This window comes from Gordonia sp. NPDC003422, from assembly GCF_053588675.1.
In genome coordinates this window covers 101,479-117,803 of sequence record NZ_JBSFQL010000003.1, presented here as the reverse complement: position 1 = coordinate 117,803, position 16,325 = coordinate 101,479, and the positions used below count along the sequence as shown (strand labels likewise).

The following is a 16,325-nucleotide window of genomic DNA, read 5'->3' as shown; positions in this document are numbered from 1 at the left end:
TGACCAGCACAATTGGCCCTGGCCGAGGCCGGTGGGCGACAATGGGAAGACCACGCGGGGAAGACCACGCGCGGCGAGGTGACGAGAGGAGGGTGACCATGGACGAGCGACAAGAACGCAAGGACCAACACGGCGACGGTGCTCCCGGCCCGGACGACACGGCCAACGCGCTGTACGAGCTGGCGTTTCCGGCCCCTCAACTGGGCACCGGCGACACCGGACCGGTGCTGATCCACGCCCTCGAGGGGTTCGCCGATGCCGGACATGCCGTCGCGCTGGCCGCGACACACCTGCGCGACAGCCTCGAATCCGAACTCGTCGCCACCTTCACCTCCGACGAACTGATGGACTACCGGTCGCGACGGCCGACGATCAGTTTCAGCGGCGAGACCTTCACCGACGTGCAGATGCCCGAGCTGACCATCCACGCCATCCGCGACACCAACGGCAAGGGCTTTCTGCTGCTGTCCGGCTCGGAGCCCGACCTGCGGTGGGAACAGTTCGTCGACGCGGTCCGCCGCCTGTCCGATCATTTCGGAGTCACCGACGTGGTCGGTCTCAACGCGATCCCGATGGCCGTTCCGCACACCCGTCCGCCGTCGATCACCGCGCACGGCAGCGACCCCGACGCGCTGGGCGACCTGCCGCGTTGGGGTTCGGCGATGAAGCTCCCGGCGAGCGCCTCGATGCTGCTGGAACTGCGCATGGGTCAGCACGACTACCGGGCGGCCGGGCTGTCCGTCCATGTCCCCCATTACTTGGCGCAGACGAACTATCCGGCGGCCTCGGCCCGACTGTTGACCGCGGTCACCGAGCTCACCGGCCTCCAGCTGCCGATCGCGGCCCTGCAGAGCGCTGCGGAGAAGGTGCGCGACCAGATCGACAACGAGGTCTCCGGGAACTCCGAGATCGAGTCGGTGGTCGCCGCGCTGGAAACCCAGTACGACTCGTTCACCCAGGCACAGGAGGAACGCGCGTCGCTCCTCGCCGCGGAGGAGTCGCTGCCCAGTGGTGACGAACTCGGCGCCGAACTCGAGCGGTTCCTGGCCGAGCAGGCCGGCACCGATCATGGCAACCTCGACACCGACTCGGATGACGGAAACGAGGGACCGCGATCTCCGATGTGATCGGGGCCCCGGCAACCCCAGCGTTTCTGGAGCCGGTCGCCGACGAGGATGCGGCACTGGAACGATTCATCGGTTGGTGGGCCGAGGGTGGGCTCGACCTCTATGAGCATCAGGAAGAGTCGCTGTTCGAGTTGGCCGCCGGCAGCAACGTCATCCTGGCCACGCCGACCGGATCCGGGAAGTCCCTGGTCGCCGTCGGCGCGATCTACTTCGCGCGGTGCGCAGGTCGGCGCGCCTTCTACACGGCACCGATCAAGGCGCTGGTGAGCGAGAAATTCTTCGACCTGTGCAGCATGTTCGGCGCCGACTCCGTGGGCCTGATGACCGGCGATGCCTCGGTCAACTCCGATGCGCCGATCATCTGCGCGACCGCCGAGATCGTGGCAAATCTTGCGCTGTCCGACGGCGAAGACAGCGACATCGGCACTCTGGTCGCCGACGAATTCCATTACTACGGCGAGTCGGATCGTGGCTGGGCGTGGCAGGTTCCGCTGATCGAGTTGCCGCACACGCAGTTCCTGCTGATGTCGGCGACACTCGGTGACATCTCCTTCTTCGTCGACGACCTCACCCGCCGGACCGGTCGAGAGACCGCCGCCATCACCGGAACCCACCGGCCGGTCCCGCTCGAGTACGCGTATTCGATGACTCCGATCCACGAGACTATCGAGGACCTCGTCTCCCGTGGACGCGCGCCCGTCTACGTCGTGCATTTCACGCAGGCGGCGGCGGTCGAGCGTGCGCAGGCATTGCTGTCGGTCCGCCTGTGCGACAAGGAACAACGTGCGGCCATCGCTGCCGCGATCGGCGATTTCCGTTTCCACACCGGATTCGGCAACACCCTCTCCAAGCTGCTCCGCGCGGGCATCGGCGTCCATCACGCCGGTATGCTGCCGCGCTACCGCAGACTCGTGGAAAGGCTTGCCCAGCAAGGGTTGCTGCAGGTCATCGCCGGGACCGACACCCTGGGCGTCGGGATCAACGTGCCCATCCGCACAGTGCTGTTCGCCGGTCTCAGCAAGTTCGACGGCAATCGTGTGCGTCGGCTGCGCGCCCGCGAGTTCCACCAGATCGCGGGCCGTGCCGGCCGCGCCGGCTTCGACTCGGTCGGATACGTCGTCGCCCAGGCGCCCGAGCACGACGTGGAGAATGCGCGCGCCGTCGCCAAGGCAGGTGACGACCCCAAGAAGCTGCGCAAACTCGTCCGCAAGAAGCCGCCCGAGGGATTCGTGTCCTGGGGCGAGAAGACCTTCACGGCTCTCGTCGACGCGCCCGACGAACCGCTGCGATCACACTTCCGGATGACCATCGCCATGCTGCTGGAGGTCCTCAACCGACCCGGTGACTGTTTCTCCGCGGTGCGCCACCTCCTCGAGGCCAACCACGAACCCCGCGATCGCCAGCTGCGGCACATCCGGCACACCATCGCTCTTTATCGTGGCCTGCGTGACGCGGGCATCGTGGTGCAACTCGACGAGCCCGACGCCACCGGCAGATACGTGGCCTTCAACGTGGACATGCCGAAGAACTTCGCGCTCACCAATCCGCTGTCGGCCTTCGCGCTGGCCGCCTTCGAACTCCTCGACACAGACTCACCTGACCACGCACTCGACGTCGTCTCGGTGCTCGAATCGACCCTGGAGGATCCTCGCCCGGTGCTGATCGCACAGCGAAAGGTCGCGCGCGACAAGGCCATCGCCGAGATGAAGGCCGACGGCGTCGAGTACGAGGAGCGCATGACCCGGCTGGAGGAGATCACCTGGCCGCAACCGCTCGCCGAGGAGATCGGTTATGCCTTCGAGGTGTATCGGGCCGGAGCGCCGTGGGTGGGTTCCACACCACCGTCGCCGAAATCGGTGCTGCGCGAGATGCTCGAACGGTCGATGACCTTCACCGAACTCATCTCGGTGTACGGACTCACCCGCAGCGAGGGCGTCGTGCTGCGCTACCTGTCCGATTGCTATCGCGTACTGCGCCACGGTGTTCCGACATCGGTGATCACCGATGACGTCGCGTCGATCGTGACCCGACTGGGCACCATGGTCCGCGATGTCGACTCCAGTCTCGTCGACGAGTGGGAGGCCCTGTCAGCCGGCGAACTCCCTGCGGACAGCACCAGCGGCTGACACGACGTCGGCGATGATGCCGGCGAGTTCGCGGTAAGCGTCCTCCCGGTGGGCCGATCGGCGGAAGACGAGGCCGATGCGCCGTCCCGGCCGCGGCGAGGCAAACGTGGCGGTGGCCAGACCGCCCCCGGCCGTCTCCGAGGCCACCGCCGTCTGCGGTATCAAGGTCACACCGAGACCGCCGGTGACGCAATGCACCGCCGTTGCGAGGGAGGCGGCCCGCGTGTGCCCGAGATCGGGCCGCACGCCGGCGATCCGGCACACCTCCAAGGCTTGATCGCGCAGACAGTGACCTTCGTCGAGCAGCAACAAGGGCAGGTCGGCGAGCGCGGCCGGATCCACCCGCTTACGGCCTGCGAGTGCGTGGTCGGCCGGCAGCGCGAGGACGAAATCCTCGTGGTACATCGGAATCTCGGCCATTCCGGGGATCTCGGCGGGCAGCGCGAGAACCGCCGCGTCGAGGCTGCCCTCGCGTAGCTGATCCACCAGTCGTGCCGTCTGGTCTTCGACGACGCGAAGGGTCAGTTCGGGTCGCTGCTGTGCCAACCCCCGGAGAACGGTCGGCAACACGTAGGGCGCAACGGTCGGGATGAATCCGAGTCGCACAGTGCCGCTGAGCGTTTCGCCGACGCCGGACACCTCGACCAAGAAGTCGTCGACGGATTCGATCACCGCAATCGCTTTCGGAAGGAGTCGCTCCCCCTCGGTGGTGACGAACACTCGCCGCGTGGTCCGCTCGATCAGAGTGACCCCGAGACCGGTCTCCAATGCAGCCAGCGCCTGCGACAGTGAGGGCTGGCTCACGCCCAGATCGCCTGCGGCCGCACCGAAGTGGCGGCGCCGGGCCAAAGCCGCAAACGCTCGCAGCCCGGCCACCGACGGCTGATAAGTTCGATCGGTCATGCCTATTAGTCTAGTGCTACTCATCACGTTTCGCTTTCACTGAAATTCCGGCACGATGGTACTCGTCAGTAACACGTAACGACTTCGCTCGTGGGGCCGAGCATGTGCGCCACGACACAGGAGGAGCGAAAGACCATGGCATTGCTCACAATCGGAGATCAATTTCCGGCCTACAATCTGACGGCCGTGATCGGGGGCGATCTCTCGAAGGTGAACGCCTCGGCACCCGACGACTACTTCACCACCGTTTCCAGCGACGATCATCCCGGCAAGTGGCGGATCGTCTTCTTCTGGCCCAAGGACTTCACCTTCGTCTGCCCGACCGAGATCGCCGCGTTCGGAAAGCTGAACGACGAGTTCGCCGACCGTGACGCCCAGGTACTCGGCGCATCGGTGGACAACGAGTTCGTCCACTTCCAGTGGCGTGCCCAGCACGAGGACCTCAAGACGCTGCCGTTCCCGATGCTGTCCGACCTCAAGCGCGAACTCGCCACCGCAGCAGGCGTTCTCAACGCCGATGGTGTCGCCGACCGGGCCACCTTCATCATCGACCCGAACAACGAGATCCAGTTCGTCTCGGTCACGGCGGGTTCGGTGGGCCGCAACGTCGACGAGGTGCTGCGCGTGCTCGACGCCCTGCAGTCCGACGAACTCTGCGCCTGCAACTGGCGCAAGGGCGATCCCACCATCGACGCCGGCGAACTGCTCGCCGCAGGCGTCTGAGAGGAGACGACATGAGTATCGATAATCTCAAGGAAGCCCTGCCCGAGTACGCGAAGGACCTCAAGCTCAACCTCGGATCGATCAGCCGCACCACTGTGCTGAACGAGGAACAGCTCTGGGGCACCCTGCTGTCAACCGCAGCAGCGACCCGTAATGCCAAGGTGCTCAGCGAGATCGCCGACGAGGCGGCCGATACGCTGTCGGCCGACGCGTACAACGCGGCCCTCGGCGCAGCGTCGATCATGGGCATGAACAACGTCTTCTACCGTGGCCGCGGATTTCTCGACGGTCGCTACGACGATCTGCGCCCCGGACTGCGGATGAACATCATCCGCAACCCCGGCGTCGACAAGGCCCTTTTCGAACTGTGGTCGTTCGCCGTGTCGTCGATCAATGGCTGCGGCCACTGCGTCGCAGCTCACGAGAACACACTGCGTGAAGCGGGTGTCGAGCGTGAGGCGATCCTGGAATCCCTGAAGGTCGCCTCGATCGTCGCCGGTGTCGCGCAGGCCCTCACCACCACCGAGGTCCTTGCCGGCGTCTGAATCACCGCACACCGCACGGTCGACAAGTGACAGCGGGGCCCCGGTCTCGAATCCACGAGACCGGGGCATCATTGCTTTGATGTCGACCGTGCGGCGGACACCGATCCGCGGCAGCGCATGACAGACTGAGAAGGATTTCTGTGCGACGATCCACGGTGCGAGCGTGATCTCGCCGGCACGGTGAGACGCGCAGGCATGCACAGAGAGGACTGGTACTGGTGACCTACCCGAACGATCCGGGCAATCAGCACTGGAATCAAGGGCGTCCGCCCACCGGTCCCGGCGGTTCACCGCATCCGTACGGCAATCAGGCACCGTACGGCAATCCACAGCCGCCGAACGATCCGTACGCCCCGACTTCCTCGTACCAGCAACCCGATCCGTACGGCTATGTCGCTCCGGGCTATCCGGGTTACGGGCAGCAGCCTCCCGGGTACGGCGGTCCGCAACCGCAGGGCGGCACCAACGGTCTGGCGATCGCGGCGCTGATCTCGGCATTCATCGTCGCGCCGGTGGGCATCGTCCTCGGGCATTTCTCGCTGTCCGAGATCAAACGCAATCACCAAAAGGGTGGTCCGCTCGCGATCGCCGCGCTCGTGATCGGCTACCTGTTCACGGTCGTCGGTGTCGTCGCGCTGGTACTCGTTCTGACGGGCGCGATCGGATCCGGCAACGACGAGGAGTCGACCACCGCGGCCGGCAAGTCGAGCACGACGACCGAATCCACCACCGAGACAACAGAGACCACAGAAACCAGCACGACCTACTCGTACCCGTCAACCACCTACACATACTCGACGACGGCCGAACCCGGGGTGACGAGTCCCCCCGCGTACACGCCGGACCCGTCGAACACCATCGCCAACGAGATCCGCACCACCGATGTCGGCGCGTGCATCCACCGAGAGGCCAACGGAAGCCAGCTCACCGCGTTCTATCGGACGTCGTGCGGGTCGTCGGCAGCCACGGACCGGGTCTACCTGCGCACCGACAACACCAGCAGCTGCAACGGAAACTGGGTGCAGATCGGTCCGTCGTCGTACTTCCGCTACAACGTCGTCCTGTGCCTCACCCCGCTGTGATCGCCTGATCAGCCCAGTGCGGCACGCATGCGTCAACTCAGTGCGGCACGCATGCGTCAACTCAGTGCGGCGCGCATATGCGTCAACTCAGTGCGGCACGCATGCGGTCGGCGAGTTCGCCGACCTCTTCGGTGGTCATCACGAACGCGGGCGAGATCTGGAGCGCGCCCTGCCCGGCGGCGCGCCCGCTCACTCCGTGCTCGCGCAATTTCGAGATCATTCCGATTGCCTGTGTGGGGTCGGCGAGTTGGACGGCCGAGACCGCCCCGAGCCCCGTCCGCACCTCGGTCACCGAGTCCAGTTCGGCGAGCGGAGCCAGCGCCGCGGCGAGATCCTTCTCGAGGCGGGCCGCCTCGGCGAGCAGCCCCTCCCGTTCGATGATGTCGAGGTTCGCCATCGCCGCCGCCGCCGCGCCCGCGTGACCGCCGTAGGTATAGCCGTGGCGCCACCAGACCCCGCCGGCGAAGAAGGGTTCGGCGACATGCGGCGCGACGAACACCGCGCCCATCGGGACGTAACCGGAGGTGAGCCCCTTCGCCGTGGTCATCATGTCCGGCTCCAGACCGAGTCGCGACGATGCGAACCAGGAGTCGCCGCCGATGCGGCCGAACCCCGTGACCACCTCGTCGGCCACGAAGAGCACGTCATGGTCGCGACAGATCTGACGCACCTCGGTCAGGTAGCCGTCGGGCGGGAGATAGATTCCGCCGGCTCCGATGATGGGCTCGCAGAAGAATGCGGCGATCCGATCGGCGCCGAGCCGCTCGATGAGTCCCAGCAAGCTCTTCGCGTTGTCCCATTCGACGGTTTCCGCGGCCGGCATCAGCTCGCCGTAGCCTTCACGGTTCACCGGAATCCCGGCCAGTGCCGTTCCCGCAACGTGCATTCCGTGGTAGGCCTTGGTCCGGCCGACAATGATCTCCTTCTCCGGCCGCCCGCGCTCGTGCCAGTAGCGCCGGGCCAGCTTGGCGGCGCTGTCCACCGAGTCGCTGCCACCCGAGGTGAAGAAGATCTTGCTGCCCGCGACCGGCGCGATCGCGGCGAGACGTTCGGCCAGCGCCAGCGTCACATCCGACGTGAAATCGCCGAATCCCGAGTAGTGCGCGAGCGTGGAAAGCTGATCCGCCACCGCCGCGCCGATCTCTGCGCGCCCGTGACCGACGTTGGTGAACCACAGTCCCGCTGTCGCGTCGAGATACCTGTTCCCCTCGCGGTCCCAGATCCGGGTGCCCTCGCCACGCACCACAACGAACGGACCGCTCGCCCTCACCGCACCCATGTCGGCGAATCCATGCCACAACGCATCAGCCATGCCGCCAATCATGCCGGATGCCCGGCACGGCGGGACCACAACGCCCACCGACGGGCAACGGCCTGCACCGCGCTCACTATTCTGGACAGACCATGACCGCGACCCCAACCGACGCCGATCGCGCGGCCCTGCGCACCGCGCTGCGCGAACTGACCGTCGTCGACGGTCATCGGCTGCGTCGGCGCGCCGACAAACTCGGGTCGGCACCCACGTCCGACGCCTGGCAGCAGCTCCTCGGTGCGGTGCAGGCCGCACGTCGTCGAATCGACGCCCGACGAGCATCCGTGCCCGACCTCCACTTCCCACCCGAACTGCCCATATCGGCCGCCCGCGACGAGATCCGGGACGCGATCGACGCACATCAGGTCGTGGTGATCGCCGGCGAGACCGGTTCGGGTAAGACCACGCAGCTCCCGAAGATCTGCCTGGAACTCGGACGCGGTGTGCGCGGCATGATCGGGCATACCCAGCCACGCCGCATTGCGGCGAGCTCGGTCGCCCGGCGCATCGCCGACGAAACCAACACCAAACTCGGCGACGCGGTCGGGTACTCCGTGCGATTCACCGACAGATCGGGCGCCGACACCCTGGTACGGGTGATGACCGACGGGATTCTGCTGCGCGAGATCGCGGCCGATCCGCTGTTGCGCCGCTATGACACGCTGATCGTCGACGAGGCGCATGAACGCAGCCTCAACATCGACTTCATTCTCGGATACCTGCGCCGGCTGCTCCCGCGCCGCCCAGACCTCAAGGTGATCATCACCTCGGCCACCATCGAACCCGATCGGTTCGCACGGCATTTCACCACGGCCGACGCTCCGGTGCCGGTGATCGAGGTGTCGGGGCGCACCTACCCGGTCGACGTGCGCTACCGCCCACTCACCCTGCGTGAACGACCCGACAGCGGCGACGAGGGCGGTGGAGGCGAGCACGCCGACCTCGACCTGTTCCAGGGCATCGATGCCGCGATCGACGAGCTGTGGTCGGCCGGCCGTGGCGACGTGCTGGTCTTCCTGCCCACCGAGCGTGATATCCGCGACGCGTCGGATGCTCTGCGGCGCAGAGCTTCTGCGGGTGCAGAGATCGTCCCGCTGTATGCGCGGCTGTCGGTCGCCGATCAACAGCGGGTGTTCGCACCCTCGGACGGACGTCGCATCGTCTTGGCCACCAACGTCGCCGAGACCTCCGTCACCGTCCCCGGCATCCGCTACGTCGTGGACTCCGGCACCGCACGCATCAGCCGATACTCGACCCGCACCAAGGTCAGTCGCCTTCCCGTCGAAGCGATCTCACAGGCCAGCGCCCGTCAACGTGCCGGACGCTGCGGTCGTGTCGCGCCCGGCATCTGCATCCGCCTCTACAGCGAGGACGACTTCGACGCACGACCGGCCTTCACCGATCCCGAGATCTTGCGGACCAACCTCGCCGCGGTCATCCTGCAGATGACGTCGCTGCGCCTTGGCCCCATCGCCGACTTCCCGTTCGTGCAGCCGCCCGACGATCGCGCGATCCGCGACGGTATGGCCGTGCTCACCGAACTCGGGGCGATCGAACAGTCCGACAAGGCAGGCGGGCCCCCGCGACTCACCTCGGTCGGCCGCTCGATGGCGCGGCTCCCGGTCGACCCTCGCATCGCCCGAATGCTGATCGCGGGACACGAACTCGGATGTCTCGACCACCTCGTCGTCCTGGCGGCCGCCCTGTCGCTGCCCGACGTTCGTGAACGGCCCGCCGATCACCGCGAGGCCGCCGACACCGCACATCGCCGCTTCGCGGTGCCCAATTCGGATTTCCTGGCCTACCTGGAGCTGTGGCGCTATCTCCAGGAGAAGCGGAATGAGCTGTCCGGCAACACGTTTCGCAGGATGTGCGAACGCGAGTACCTCCACTATCTACGCATCCGCGAATGGCGCGATCTGACCCGTCAACTGCGCGAGATCGTCGGCGAACTCGACTGGCCGACCACGCCGACCGAACCCGACGCGGACGCCATCCACCGAGCGGTCCTGTCCGGACTGCTCAGCAACATCGCTGTGCGCAATTCCGAGGGCCGCGAATACACGGGAGCCCGCGGCACCACGCTGATGATCTTCCCGGGTTCGGCCCTTGCGCGGAAACCGCCCGCCTTCCTCATGGCCGCCGAAATCCTGGAGACCTCACGGCTTTTCGCGCACACCGTGGCCGGGATCGACCCGCTGTGGGTGGAACGGGTCGCCGGCAGCCTGGTCAAGCACACCTACAGCGAGCCGCATTGGTCGGCAAAACGGGGCGCGGCGATGGCCTACGACCGGGTCACGCTCTACGGCGTCACCCTGGTTGCTCGACGACGGGTCGTGTACGGGCCGATCGATCCGGTCACGTCCCGCGAGTTGTTCATCCGCCACGCGCTGGTCGAGGGCGACTGGCGCACCGATCACTCCTTCTTCCACCGCAACCGCGAACTGCTCGAGGCGGCCGCCGACGTCGAACACCGAGTCCGCCGACGCGATCTCGTCATCACCGAGGATCAACTCTACGATTTCTACGATCAGCGCATCGGAGCCGAGGTCACCTCGGCCCGCCACTTCGACACCTGGTGGAAGCGCGCACGCCGCGATCGGCCGGATCTGCTCGATCTCACTGCCGCCGACGTCGGCGCCGACACCTCGGTCGCCGACGCGGACTTTCCCGGCGCATGGCAACAGGGCGACGCACGACTCGAATTGCGGTACCGGTTCGATCCGGCGGCCACGGATGACGGCGTGACCGTGGTCATTCCGGAAGCACTGCTGGGCCACATCCGGTCCGCGGGCTTCGACTGGACGGTGCCGGGCCTGCGATCGGAATTGGCCACCGCGCTGGTCAAGACGCTGCCCAAGCATCTGCGCAAGACGATGTCGCCCGCCGGGCGGTTCGCCGAACTCGCTCTGTCCCAACTGAAACCACGGTCCGAACCGATCGTGTCCGGACTGGCCCGGGAGCTGACCACCATCGTCGGAACCACGGTGGCCGCCGACGATTTCGTCCCCGACCGGCTACCGGCACACCTGCGCGTGCATTTTGCGCTCGCCGATGCGACGGGCGCCATCGTCGACACCGACGACTCGCTCACCGATCTCCAACGCCGACATCGTCGGAGCACCACCCCGGAGCCGATCGTCCGGCGCGAGTTCACCGCGTGGACGGCCGACGGGATCGGTTCGCTCCCACACAGCTCGCAGGTGAAGATCGCCGGTCAAGAACTGACCCGCTACCCCGCGATCACGGCGGTGACCGACGCGACCGGCGCCTCGCGTGCCGTCGTCCGTACCGACGCGACGTCCCCGCAGGAGCGTGATCGGCTCGTTTTCGAAGGCGTCGCGGCCCTGCTCGACATCGCCATCCCGCCGCTGTCGAAGAAGGTCGTCGGCTCTCTGGCCGGGGCCGACAGACTCGCCTTGAGCCAGAGCCCCTACCGCAGGATCGAGGACCTCACCGCCGACTGCACGCGACGCGCGATCCGCGACCAGATGGCTGATGCGTCCGCCGCCGTTGCCGCCGTCCGCACTCCCGCCGAGTTCGAGACCGTGCGCGCGCGGATACAGCCGGCAGCCCTGGCCGCCGCACCCGAGTACTTCGCTCTCGCCGTGGCGACCCTTCGGGCCCTCGCCCCGGTGCGCACGCTGATCGACCAACACGCGGGTTCGGTGGCAGCCGACGACGTCGCCGAACAGATCGACGACCTGGTGTTCGACGGATTCGTCCGCGTCACCGGGCGTACTCACCTGTCCGAGTTGCCGCGCTACCTTCTCGCCGCACAGACCAGGTTGGCAGCGCTGCCCGCATCGGCGGCACGCGACCAGGAAGGCGTCGCGGTCATCGACCGCGTGACCCAACGCTGGAATCAGCGTCTCGCGCAGGTGTCGGCGGCCAGGCGGGACGCGGTCAACGAAGAAGCCCACTGGCTCGTCGAGGAACTGCGGGTGGGTGTGTTCGCCCAGCGCATCGGAACCGCGTACCCCGTATCCGAGAAAAGGGCGCTACGAACCCTGGACAGACTCGGCTGACACCTTGGTATCGGCGCCATTCGTTGCGACCGAACGGCCTTGGAGGTCGTCGATCTCACGCTGGAAGTCGTCGAGCGAATCGAACGACCGGTACACCGAGGCGAAGCGCAGGTAGGCCACCTCGTCGAGGTTGCGCAGCGGTCCGAGGATCGCGAGACCGACCTCGTTGCTCGGGATCTCGGCCGAACCGCTGGCGCGGACGGCGTCTTCCACCTGTTGCGCCAACTGTGCGAGGTCGTCGTCGCCGACCTCGCGCCCCTGACATGCGCGACGGACCCCGCGCATCACCTTTTCCCGACTGAACGGTTCGGTCACGCCGTTGCGTTTCACCACGGCGAGCACCGCGCTCTCCACCGTGGAGAAGCGGCGGCCGCACTCAACGCACGCCCGACGCCGCCGGATGGCCTGCCCCTCGTCGGCGACACGCGAGTCGATGACCTTGGTGTCCTCGTTCTTGCAGAAGGGGCAGCGCATGTGATCCTCACGCCTGTCGCGGGACACGGCGGCACATGCGAGTCGTACGCCGGGTCGGTTCCCGACCGGTCCCTGTGACATCGAGGATACCGCCCGCCGATCAGCGGTACGCGGGTGTCAGCAGTGGCTGCCCGACCCGAAGTCCGCTGGACTCCAGGTCATTCAGCTCCAGAATCTCGTCGATGACCACTTGGCGCGGAACGTCCGGCGCCACCCGCGCCGCAATGGTGCTCAGCGAGTCACCCGCCCGCACGTGCGTCACCTGGGTACTCGTCGGCGACGGGGTCTGCGACTCGGCGTAGTTGTTGCCGACGATGCCGATCACCCACACCGACACCGCGAGCGCGAGACCGGCGAGCACCCCGAGCGCGGTGGCACGCCGACGCGCGTACACGGCGGATGCGGGCCGTTTGGACCCGCGACGCCCCACCGCCTCGCCGCACCGCGTCGAGGTCGGCGCGACCCCCGGCATCGGCGCGTCGGCGCGACCTGCCGGGCTGGTCTGCCCGATCGGCCGGCCGGTCGGCCGCGTGATGCCGCGCGGCGCGGGCTGCGTCCGCAGCGGCGTGCCGGCCGCCTTACGAGTGGTGACAATGGTCGAGTCCACGCTGGTGCGGGCGCGGCCCGAACGGGTGAGTGTCGCGCTGGTCATGCTGGCCTCCGGGGGTGCTCGTGGCGGTTGTGCCGGGTACTCGGGCAGTTCGGCGAACGCGCTGTCGAGGACGTTCGACGGCCTCGATCACGTGTTCGATGAACTGATGTTCGAGTTGTACCACGCCCGACCGACAAAGTCGCGCCACACCTCGAACAAATGTTTGAAGTGATCGTCGCGCTCCGCTAGGCTCGGGCCCACGGACATGTCAACACCCGCCGCCGACAACCAGCCGATTCGCTCTCAAGCGAGGCGGCGACAGAGAGGAATCCGAGCAGATGAGCGACTCACGGCCCAAGCGCACCGGAACTCGGAGCGATGATCGCGACCAGGACGCTCCCATCGATCCTGCCGCCGCCGAGGCGTCGCTGACCGCGCGTCAGCGCGGCGTGCTGGACGTGATCCGGCAATCGGTGCGCGAACGTGGCTATCCCCCGAGCATCCGCGAGATCGGCGACGCGGTCGGACTCACCTCGACATCGTCGGTCGCCCACCAGCTGCGCACGCTGGAGCGCAAGGGACTGCTCAAGCGCGACCACAACCGTCCACGCGCGGTCAACGTGCAGGACGCAGATCCGGCCGCGACCAACGCGGGAGGCGATCCGCTGCCGACGCCGACCTTCGTGCCGGTGCTGGGCAGGATCGCCGCCGGTGGACCGATCCTCGCCGAGGAAGCGGTCGAAGACGTGTTCCCACTCCCCCGCGAACTGGTCGGGGACGGCTCACTGTTCCTGCTGCGGGTGGTCGGCGAATCGATGATCGACGCCGCGATCTGCGACGGCGACTGGGTGGTCGTCCGTCAGCAGAGCGTGGCCGAGAACGGCGACATCGTCGCCGCGATGATCGACGGCGAGGCCACGGTGAAGACGTTCAAGCGCAAGAACGGGCACGTCTGGCTCATGCCGCACAACGAGCTGTTCGAGCCGATCCCCGGCGACGACGCCGCCATCCTCGGCAAGGTTGTGACGGTGATGCGCCGGATCTGAGGGCAAGTACACCCCGTCGGATATCTGTACCTTTCAACCCGACCGTGGACCTGGCCAGAAACCTCAGCTGTGGCCAGAAACCGCTGGGGCGCCTCGGGTTTCTGGCCAGACACGCGGTTTCTGCACTCACGCAGCGCCGACGATGCGCCGGGGACACCATCTCGCCCCCGCACAGACCACCCATCCCGAGTGCTCGCATCTGCGCGCGTCTCCCATCCGCGCGCAATGCATTACGAGCAGATGGGAGGAATGCGAGCACCTGTTCCGTCGAGCCCGCTAACGTCGATCGGCGCGTTCTGCGGAACGCGCCGCACGGACGCGGCACCCGCAGAAAGCAGGGGAAGAAACTTCCTCCCCTACCCTCAGAGTCCTCCCCTACAAATTTCTCGGGGACGACTGTGAACCCCGGGGAAGAAACTCTTCCCCTAGATTTTGCGGCACCACACTGACGCATTTGCCCAGGTCAGCGACCTGGGCGCCGCCATCGACAGCGGAAGCACAATCCGTTGAAGTTGTGCCCGGAATCCGGGCACAACTTCATACGGAACCACGGACAGCCGAAGTCTTCGTCTCAGACGGCAGGAGAGAGCGGGGTGGCTGCGGCGTCGAGCACCGACGTCGCGGCCTGACGCGCACCGGCCGGATCCGCGGTTGCCAGTGCTGCAGTGGCGGCTTCGCGGCACGCGTCGAGGGTGACCTCGGCGAGCCGCGCGCCGACGCCGGCCGCGGCGACCGGTGCACTCGAGAGCGAGGTCACCCCGAGCCCGGTCAGCACGCATGCGAGGTTGGGGTCGGCGGCGGCCTCCCCGCACACCCCCACCGGCTTGCCCAACGTCTGACCTGCCGACGCGACCTCGGCGATGAGCTTGAGCACCGCCGGTTGCCACGGGTCGGTCAACGACGCGAGGTCCGCGGACATCCGGTCGGCGGCCATCGTGTACTGCGTCAGATCGTTGGTGCCGATGGATACGAAGTCCACCTCCGCGAGGATGAGCGGCGCCAGAATCGCGACGGCGGGGATCTCGACCATCACTCCGGCGGTCATCCCCCGCGCACGCACCTCCTGCGCGAACGCCGCTGCTTCCCGGGCGCTGGCGATCATCGGTGCCATCACCCACGGTGTCGATCCGGTTTCGGCTGCGGCCCGCGCGATCGCATCGAGTTGGTGCGCTCGAATCTCCGGGTTCTCCACCGCGATTCGGTCGCCACGAACTCCTAGTGCCGGATTTGCCTCGTCTTTGTGGTTGACGAATTTGAGCGGTTTGTCGGAGCCCGCGTCGAGCGTGCGAACCACGACCTTCTGCCCGGGAAATGCCTCGAGCACTTCGCGGTAGATGCCCGCCTGCTCGTCGACCGTCGGCTCGTCGGGGCGGTCGAGGAAGGCCAACTCGGTGCGGAACAGCCCGATCCCTTCGACGGGGTATCCGGTGGCCGTGCGTGCCGACGCCCCGTCCGCGACGTTGGCGAGCACCGAGACCTCGTGTCCGTCGGCGGTGCGCCCGGGCCCGTGCCAGGCGGCGACCGCTTCCGCACGCCGACGACTGGCATCGACCTGTGCTCGCGCCGTCGCCTCGTCGGGGCCGATGGTGATGGTGCCGAGCGTGCCGTCGATCAGCACGGGGGTTCCGGCCGGCACCGTCGTCAGATCCGATACCGCGACCACACAGGGAATCCCGAGTTGCCGGGCGATGATGGCGGTGTGACTCGTCGGGCCGCCGAGCCGGGTGACGAGGGCGACGGTGGTCGCCGGATCGAGTCCGGCGGTGTCCGCGGGCGCGAGATCGTCGGCGAGCAGGACAGACGGTTCGATCGGTTCCGGCACACCTGGTTCGGGCAGGCCGAGAAGTTCGGCGAGGACGCGGTCGCGCACGTCGTTGAGGTCGGTGACTCGCTCGGCCATGAGCCCGCCGAGCTTGGTGAACATGGTGGCGAACTGTTCGGTTGCCGCAGCCGCTGCCGCAGGCGCAGGCGATCCTTTGCGAATCAGTCCCGACGCAGCGCCGATCCACCCGCGATCCTCGGCGAGTCCGGCGGTGGCGGCCAGCACTTCGGCGGCTGCACCCGAGCTGTGCGATGAGCGGTCACGGAGTCGGCCGGCGACCGTCCCCGCCGCGGCGACAAATCTTGCCACCTCGGGTTCGCGCTGGTCTTCGGGCAGTTCCGTGTTTGCACCCAGGGCGTCCGGGTCGTGGTCGGGGCGCTCCCCGGGCCAGATCGCCGGCCCGTAGGCCAGCCCGCCGACGACCGGCGTTCCCTCCAAAATGCCTCCCGCTAGCGTCTCGGTCACTGCGACCCCTCTCGTCTTCGAGTTCCGCTCCGCCAATCGGCGGCACGGCCGCACATACACGACTCAGTTCTACGCGATTC

General features: G+C 67.2%; 12 protein-coding genes. 7 read left to right on the top strand and 5 right to left on the bottom strand.

All coding sequences use genetic code 11. From position 1 onward, the window contains the following. Positions 1–98 precede the first annotated feature (98 nt). A complete protein-coding gene (locus ACWDTF_RS03940; RefSeq protein ID WP_240856988.1) occupies positions 99–1,127 on the top strand; it encodes a PAC2 family protein in 1,029 nt (342 codons plus the stop codon). After that, on the top strand, positions 1,124–3,253 hold the full coding sequence (locus tag ACWDTF_RS03935; RefSeq protein WP_240856987.1) for a DEAD/DEAH box helicase: 2,130 nt from the start codon (positions 1,124–1,126) through the stop codon (positions 3,251–3,253). Before ACWDTF_RS03940 ends, ACWDTF_RS03935 begins: the two co-directional genes overlap by 4 nt. Here the strand turns inward: ACWDTF_RS03935 and ACWDTF_RS03930 are convergent. Continuing rightward, positions 3,215–4,156: a hydrogen peroxide-inducible genes activator gene (locus ACWDTF_RS03930; protein WP_449753982.1), complete on the bottom strand. Its 942-nt coding sequence runs from the start codon at positions 4,154–4,156 to the stop codon at positions 3,215–3,217. The genes ACWDTF_RS03935 and ACWDTF_RS03930 overlap by 39 nt on opposite strands. 135 nt (positions 4,157–4,291) lie before the next feature. Between ACWDTF_RS03930 and ACWDTF_RS03925 the strand changes: the two genes are divergently transcribed. From ACWDTF_RS03925 to ACWDTF_RS03915, 3 genes are all read left to right on the top strand, one after another. After that, positions 4,292–4,879 (top strand): peroxiredoxin, encoded by a 588-nt coding sequence (locus tag ACWDTF_RS03925; RefSeq protein WP_449753981.1) that lies wholly within the window; start codon positions 4,292–4,294, stop codon positions 4,877–4,879. Between the two features lie 11 nt (positions 4,880–4,890). Next, on the top strand, positions 4,891–5,424 hold the full coding sequence (locus tag ACWDTF_RS03920) for an alkyl hydroperoxide reductase (RefSeq protein ID WP_449753980.1): 534 nt from the start codon (positions 4,891–4,893) through the stop codon (positions 5,422–5,424). Positions 5,425–5,642: 218 nt separating this feature from the next. After that, a complete protein-coding gene (locus ACWDTF_RS03915; protein ID WP_355279627.1) occupies positions 5,643–6,506 on the top strand; it encodes a DUF4190 domain-containing protein in 864 nt (287 codons plus the stop codon). 82 nt (positions 6,507–6,588) lie between these two features. On the opposite strand, the gene ACWDTF_RS03910 is transcribed toward ACWDTF_RS03915, so the two are convergent. Beyond that, complete coding sequence (locus tag ACWDTF_RS03910) at positions 6,589–7,818, bottom strand: aminotransferase family protein (RefSeq protein WP_449753979.1); 1,230 nt, start codon at positions 7,816–7,818, stop codon at positions 6,589–6,591. Between the two features lie 92 nt (positions 7,819–7,910). On the opposite strand from ACWDTF_RS03910, the gene hrpA reads away from it, so the two are divergent. Continuing rightward, entirely contained in the window at positions 7,911–11,846 is a 3,936-nt protein-coding gene (gene hrpA / locus ACWDTF_RS03905; protein ID WP_449753978.1) for an ATP-dependent RNA helicase HrpA, read from the top strand. Here hrpA and nrdR read toward each other — a convergent pair. Then, the gene (nrdR, locus tag ACWDTF_RS03900) at positions 11,820–12,320 is read right to left on the bottom strand and encodes a transcriptional regulator NrdR (protein WP_240856980.1); all 501 of its coding nucleotides are present in this window, start codon (positions 12,318–12,320) and stop codon (positions 11,820–11,822) included. The genes hrpA and nrdR overlap by 27 nt on opposite strands. A gap of 100 nt (positions 12,321–12,420) precedes the next feature. Then, the gene (locus ACWDTF_RS03895) at positions 12,421–12,972 is read right to left on the bottom strand and encodes a LysM peptidoglycan-binding domain-containing protein (RefSeq protein WP_449753977.1); all 552 of its coding nucleotides are present in this window, start codon (positions 12,970–12,972) and stop codon (positions 12,421–12,423) included. A 278-nt stretch (positions 12,973–13,250) separates the two neighbouring features. Here ACWDTF_RS03895 and lexA point away from each other — a divergent pair, with 278 nt between their 5' ends. After that, the gene (lexA, locus tag ACWDTF_RS03890; RefSeq protein WP_240856978.1) at positions 13,251–13,958 is read left to right on the top strand and encodes a transcriptional repressor LexA; all 708 of its coding nucleotides are present in this window, start codon (positions 13,251–13,253) and stop codon (positions 13,956–13,958) included. Between the two features lie 571 nt (positions 13,959–14,529). On the opposite strand, the gene ACWDTF_RS03885 is transcribed toward lexA, so the two are convergent. Continuing rightward, complete coding sequence (locus tag ACWDTF_RS03885; protein WP_449753976.1) at positions 14,530–16,245, bottom strand: phosphoenolpyruvate--protein phosphotransferase; 1,716 nt, start codon at positions 16,243–16,245, stop codon at positions 14,530–14,532. Positions 16,246–16,325 lie beyond the last annotated feature (80 nt).

Bases quoted from the DNA above. Each gene is read 5' to 3' on its own strand.
- hrpA (WP_449753978.1), top strand. From the start codon at position 7,911: ATGACCGCGACCCCAACCGACGCCGATCGCGCGGCCCTGCGCACCGCG.
- ACWDTF_RS03920 (WP_449753980.1), top strand. From the start codon at position 4,891: ATGAGTATCGATAATCTCAAGGAAGCCCTGCCCGAGTACGCGAAGGAC.
- ACWDTF_RS03940 (WP_240856988.1), top strand. From the start codon at position 99: ATGGACGAGCGACAAGAACGCAAGGACCAACACGGCGACGGTGCTCCC.
- ACWDTF_RS03930 (WP_449753982.1), bottom strand. From the start codon at position 4,156: ATGACCGATCGAACTTATCAGCCGTCGGTGGCCGGGCTGCGAGCGTTT.
- ACWDTF_RS03910 (WP_449753979.1), bottom strand. From the start codon at position 7,818: ATGGCTGATGCGTTGTGGCATGGATTCGCCGACATGGGTGCGGTGAGG.
- lexA (WP_240856978.1), top strand. From the start codon at position 13,251: ATGAGCGACTCACGGCCCAAGCGCACCGGAACTCGGAGCGATGATCGC.
- ACWDTF_RS03895 (WP_449753977.1), bottom strand. From the start codon at position 12,972: ATGACCAGCGCGACACTCACCCGTTCGGGCCGCGCCCGCACCAGCGTG.
- nrdR (WP_240856980.1), bottom strand. From the start codon at position 12,320: ATGCGCTGCCCCTTCTGCAAGAACGAGGACACCAAGGTCATCGACTCG.
- ACWDTF_RS03925 (WP_449753981.1), top strand. From the start codon at position 4,292: ATGGCATTGCTCACAATCGGAGATCAATTTCCGGCCTACAATCTGACG.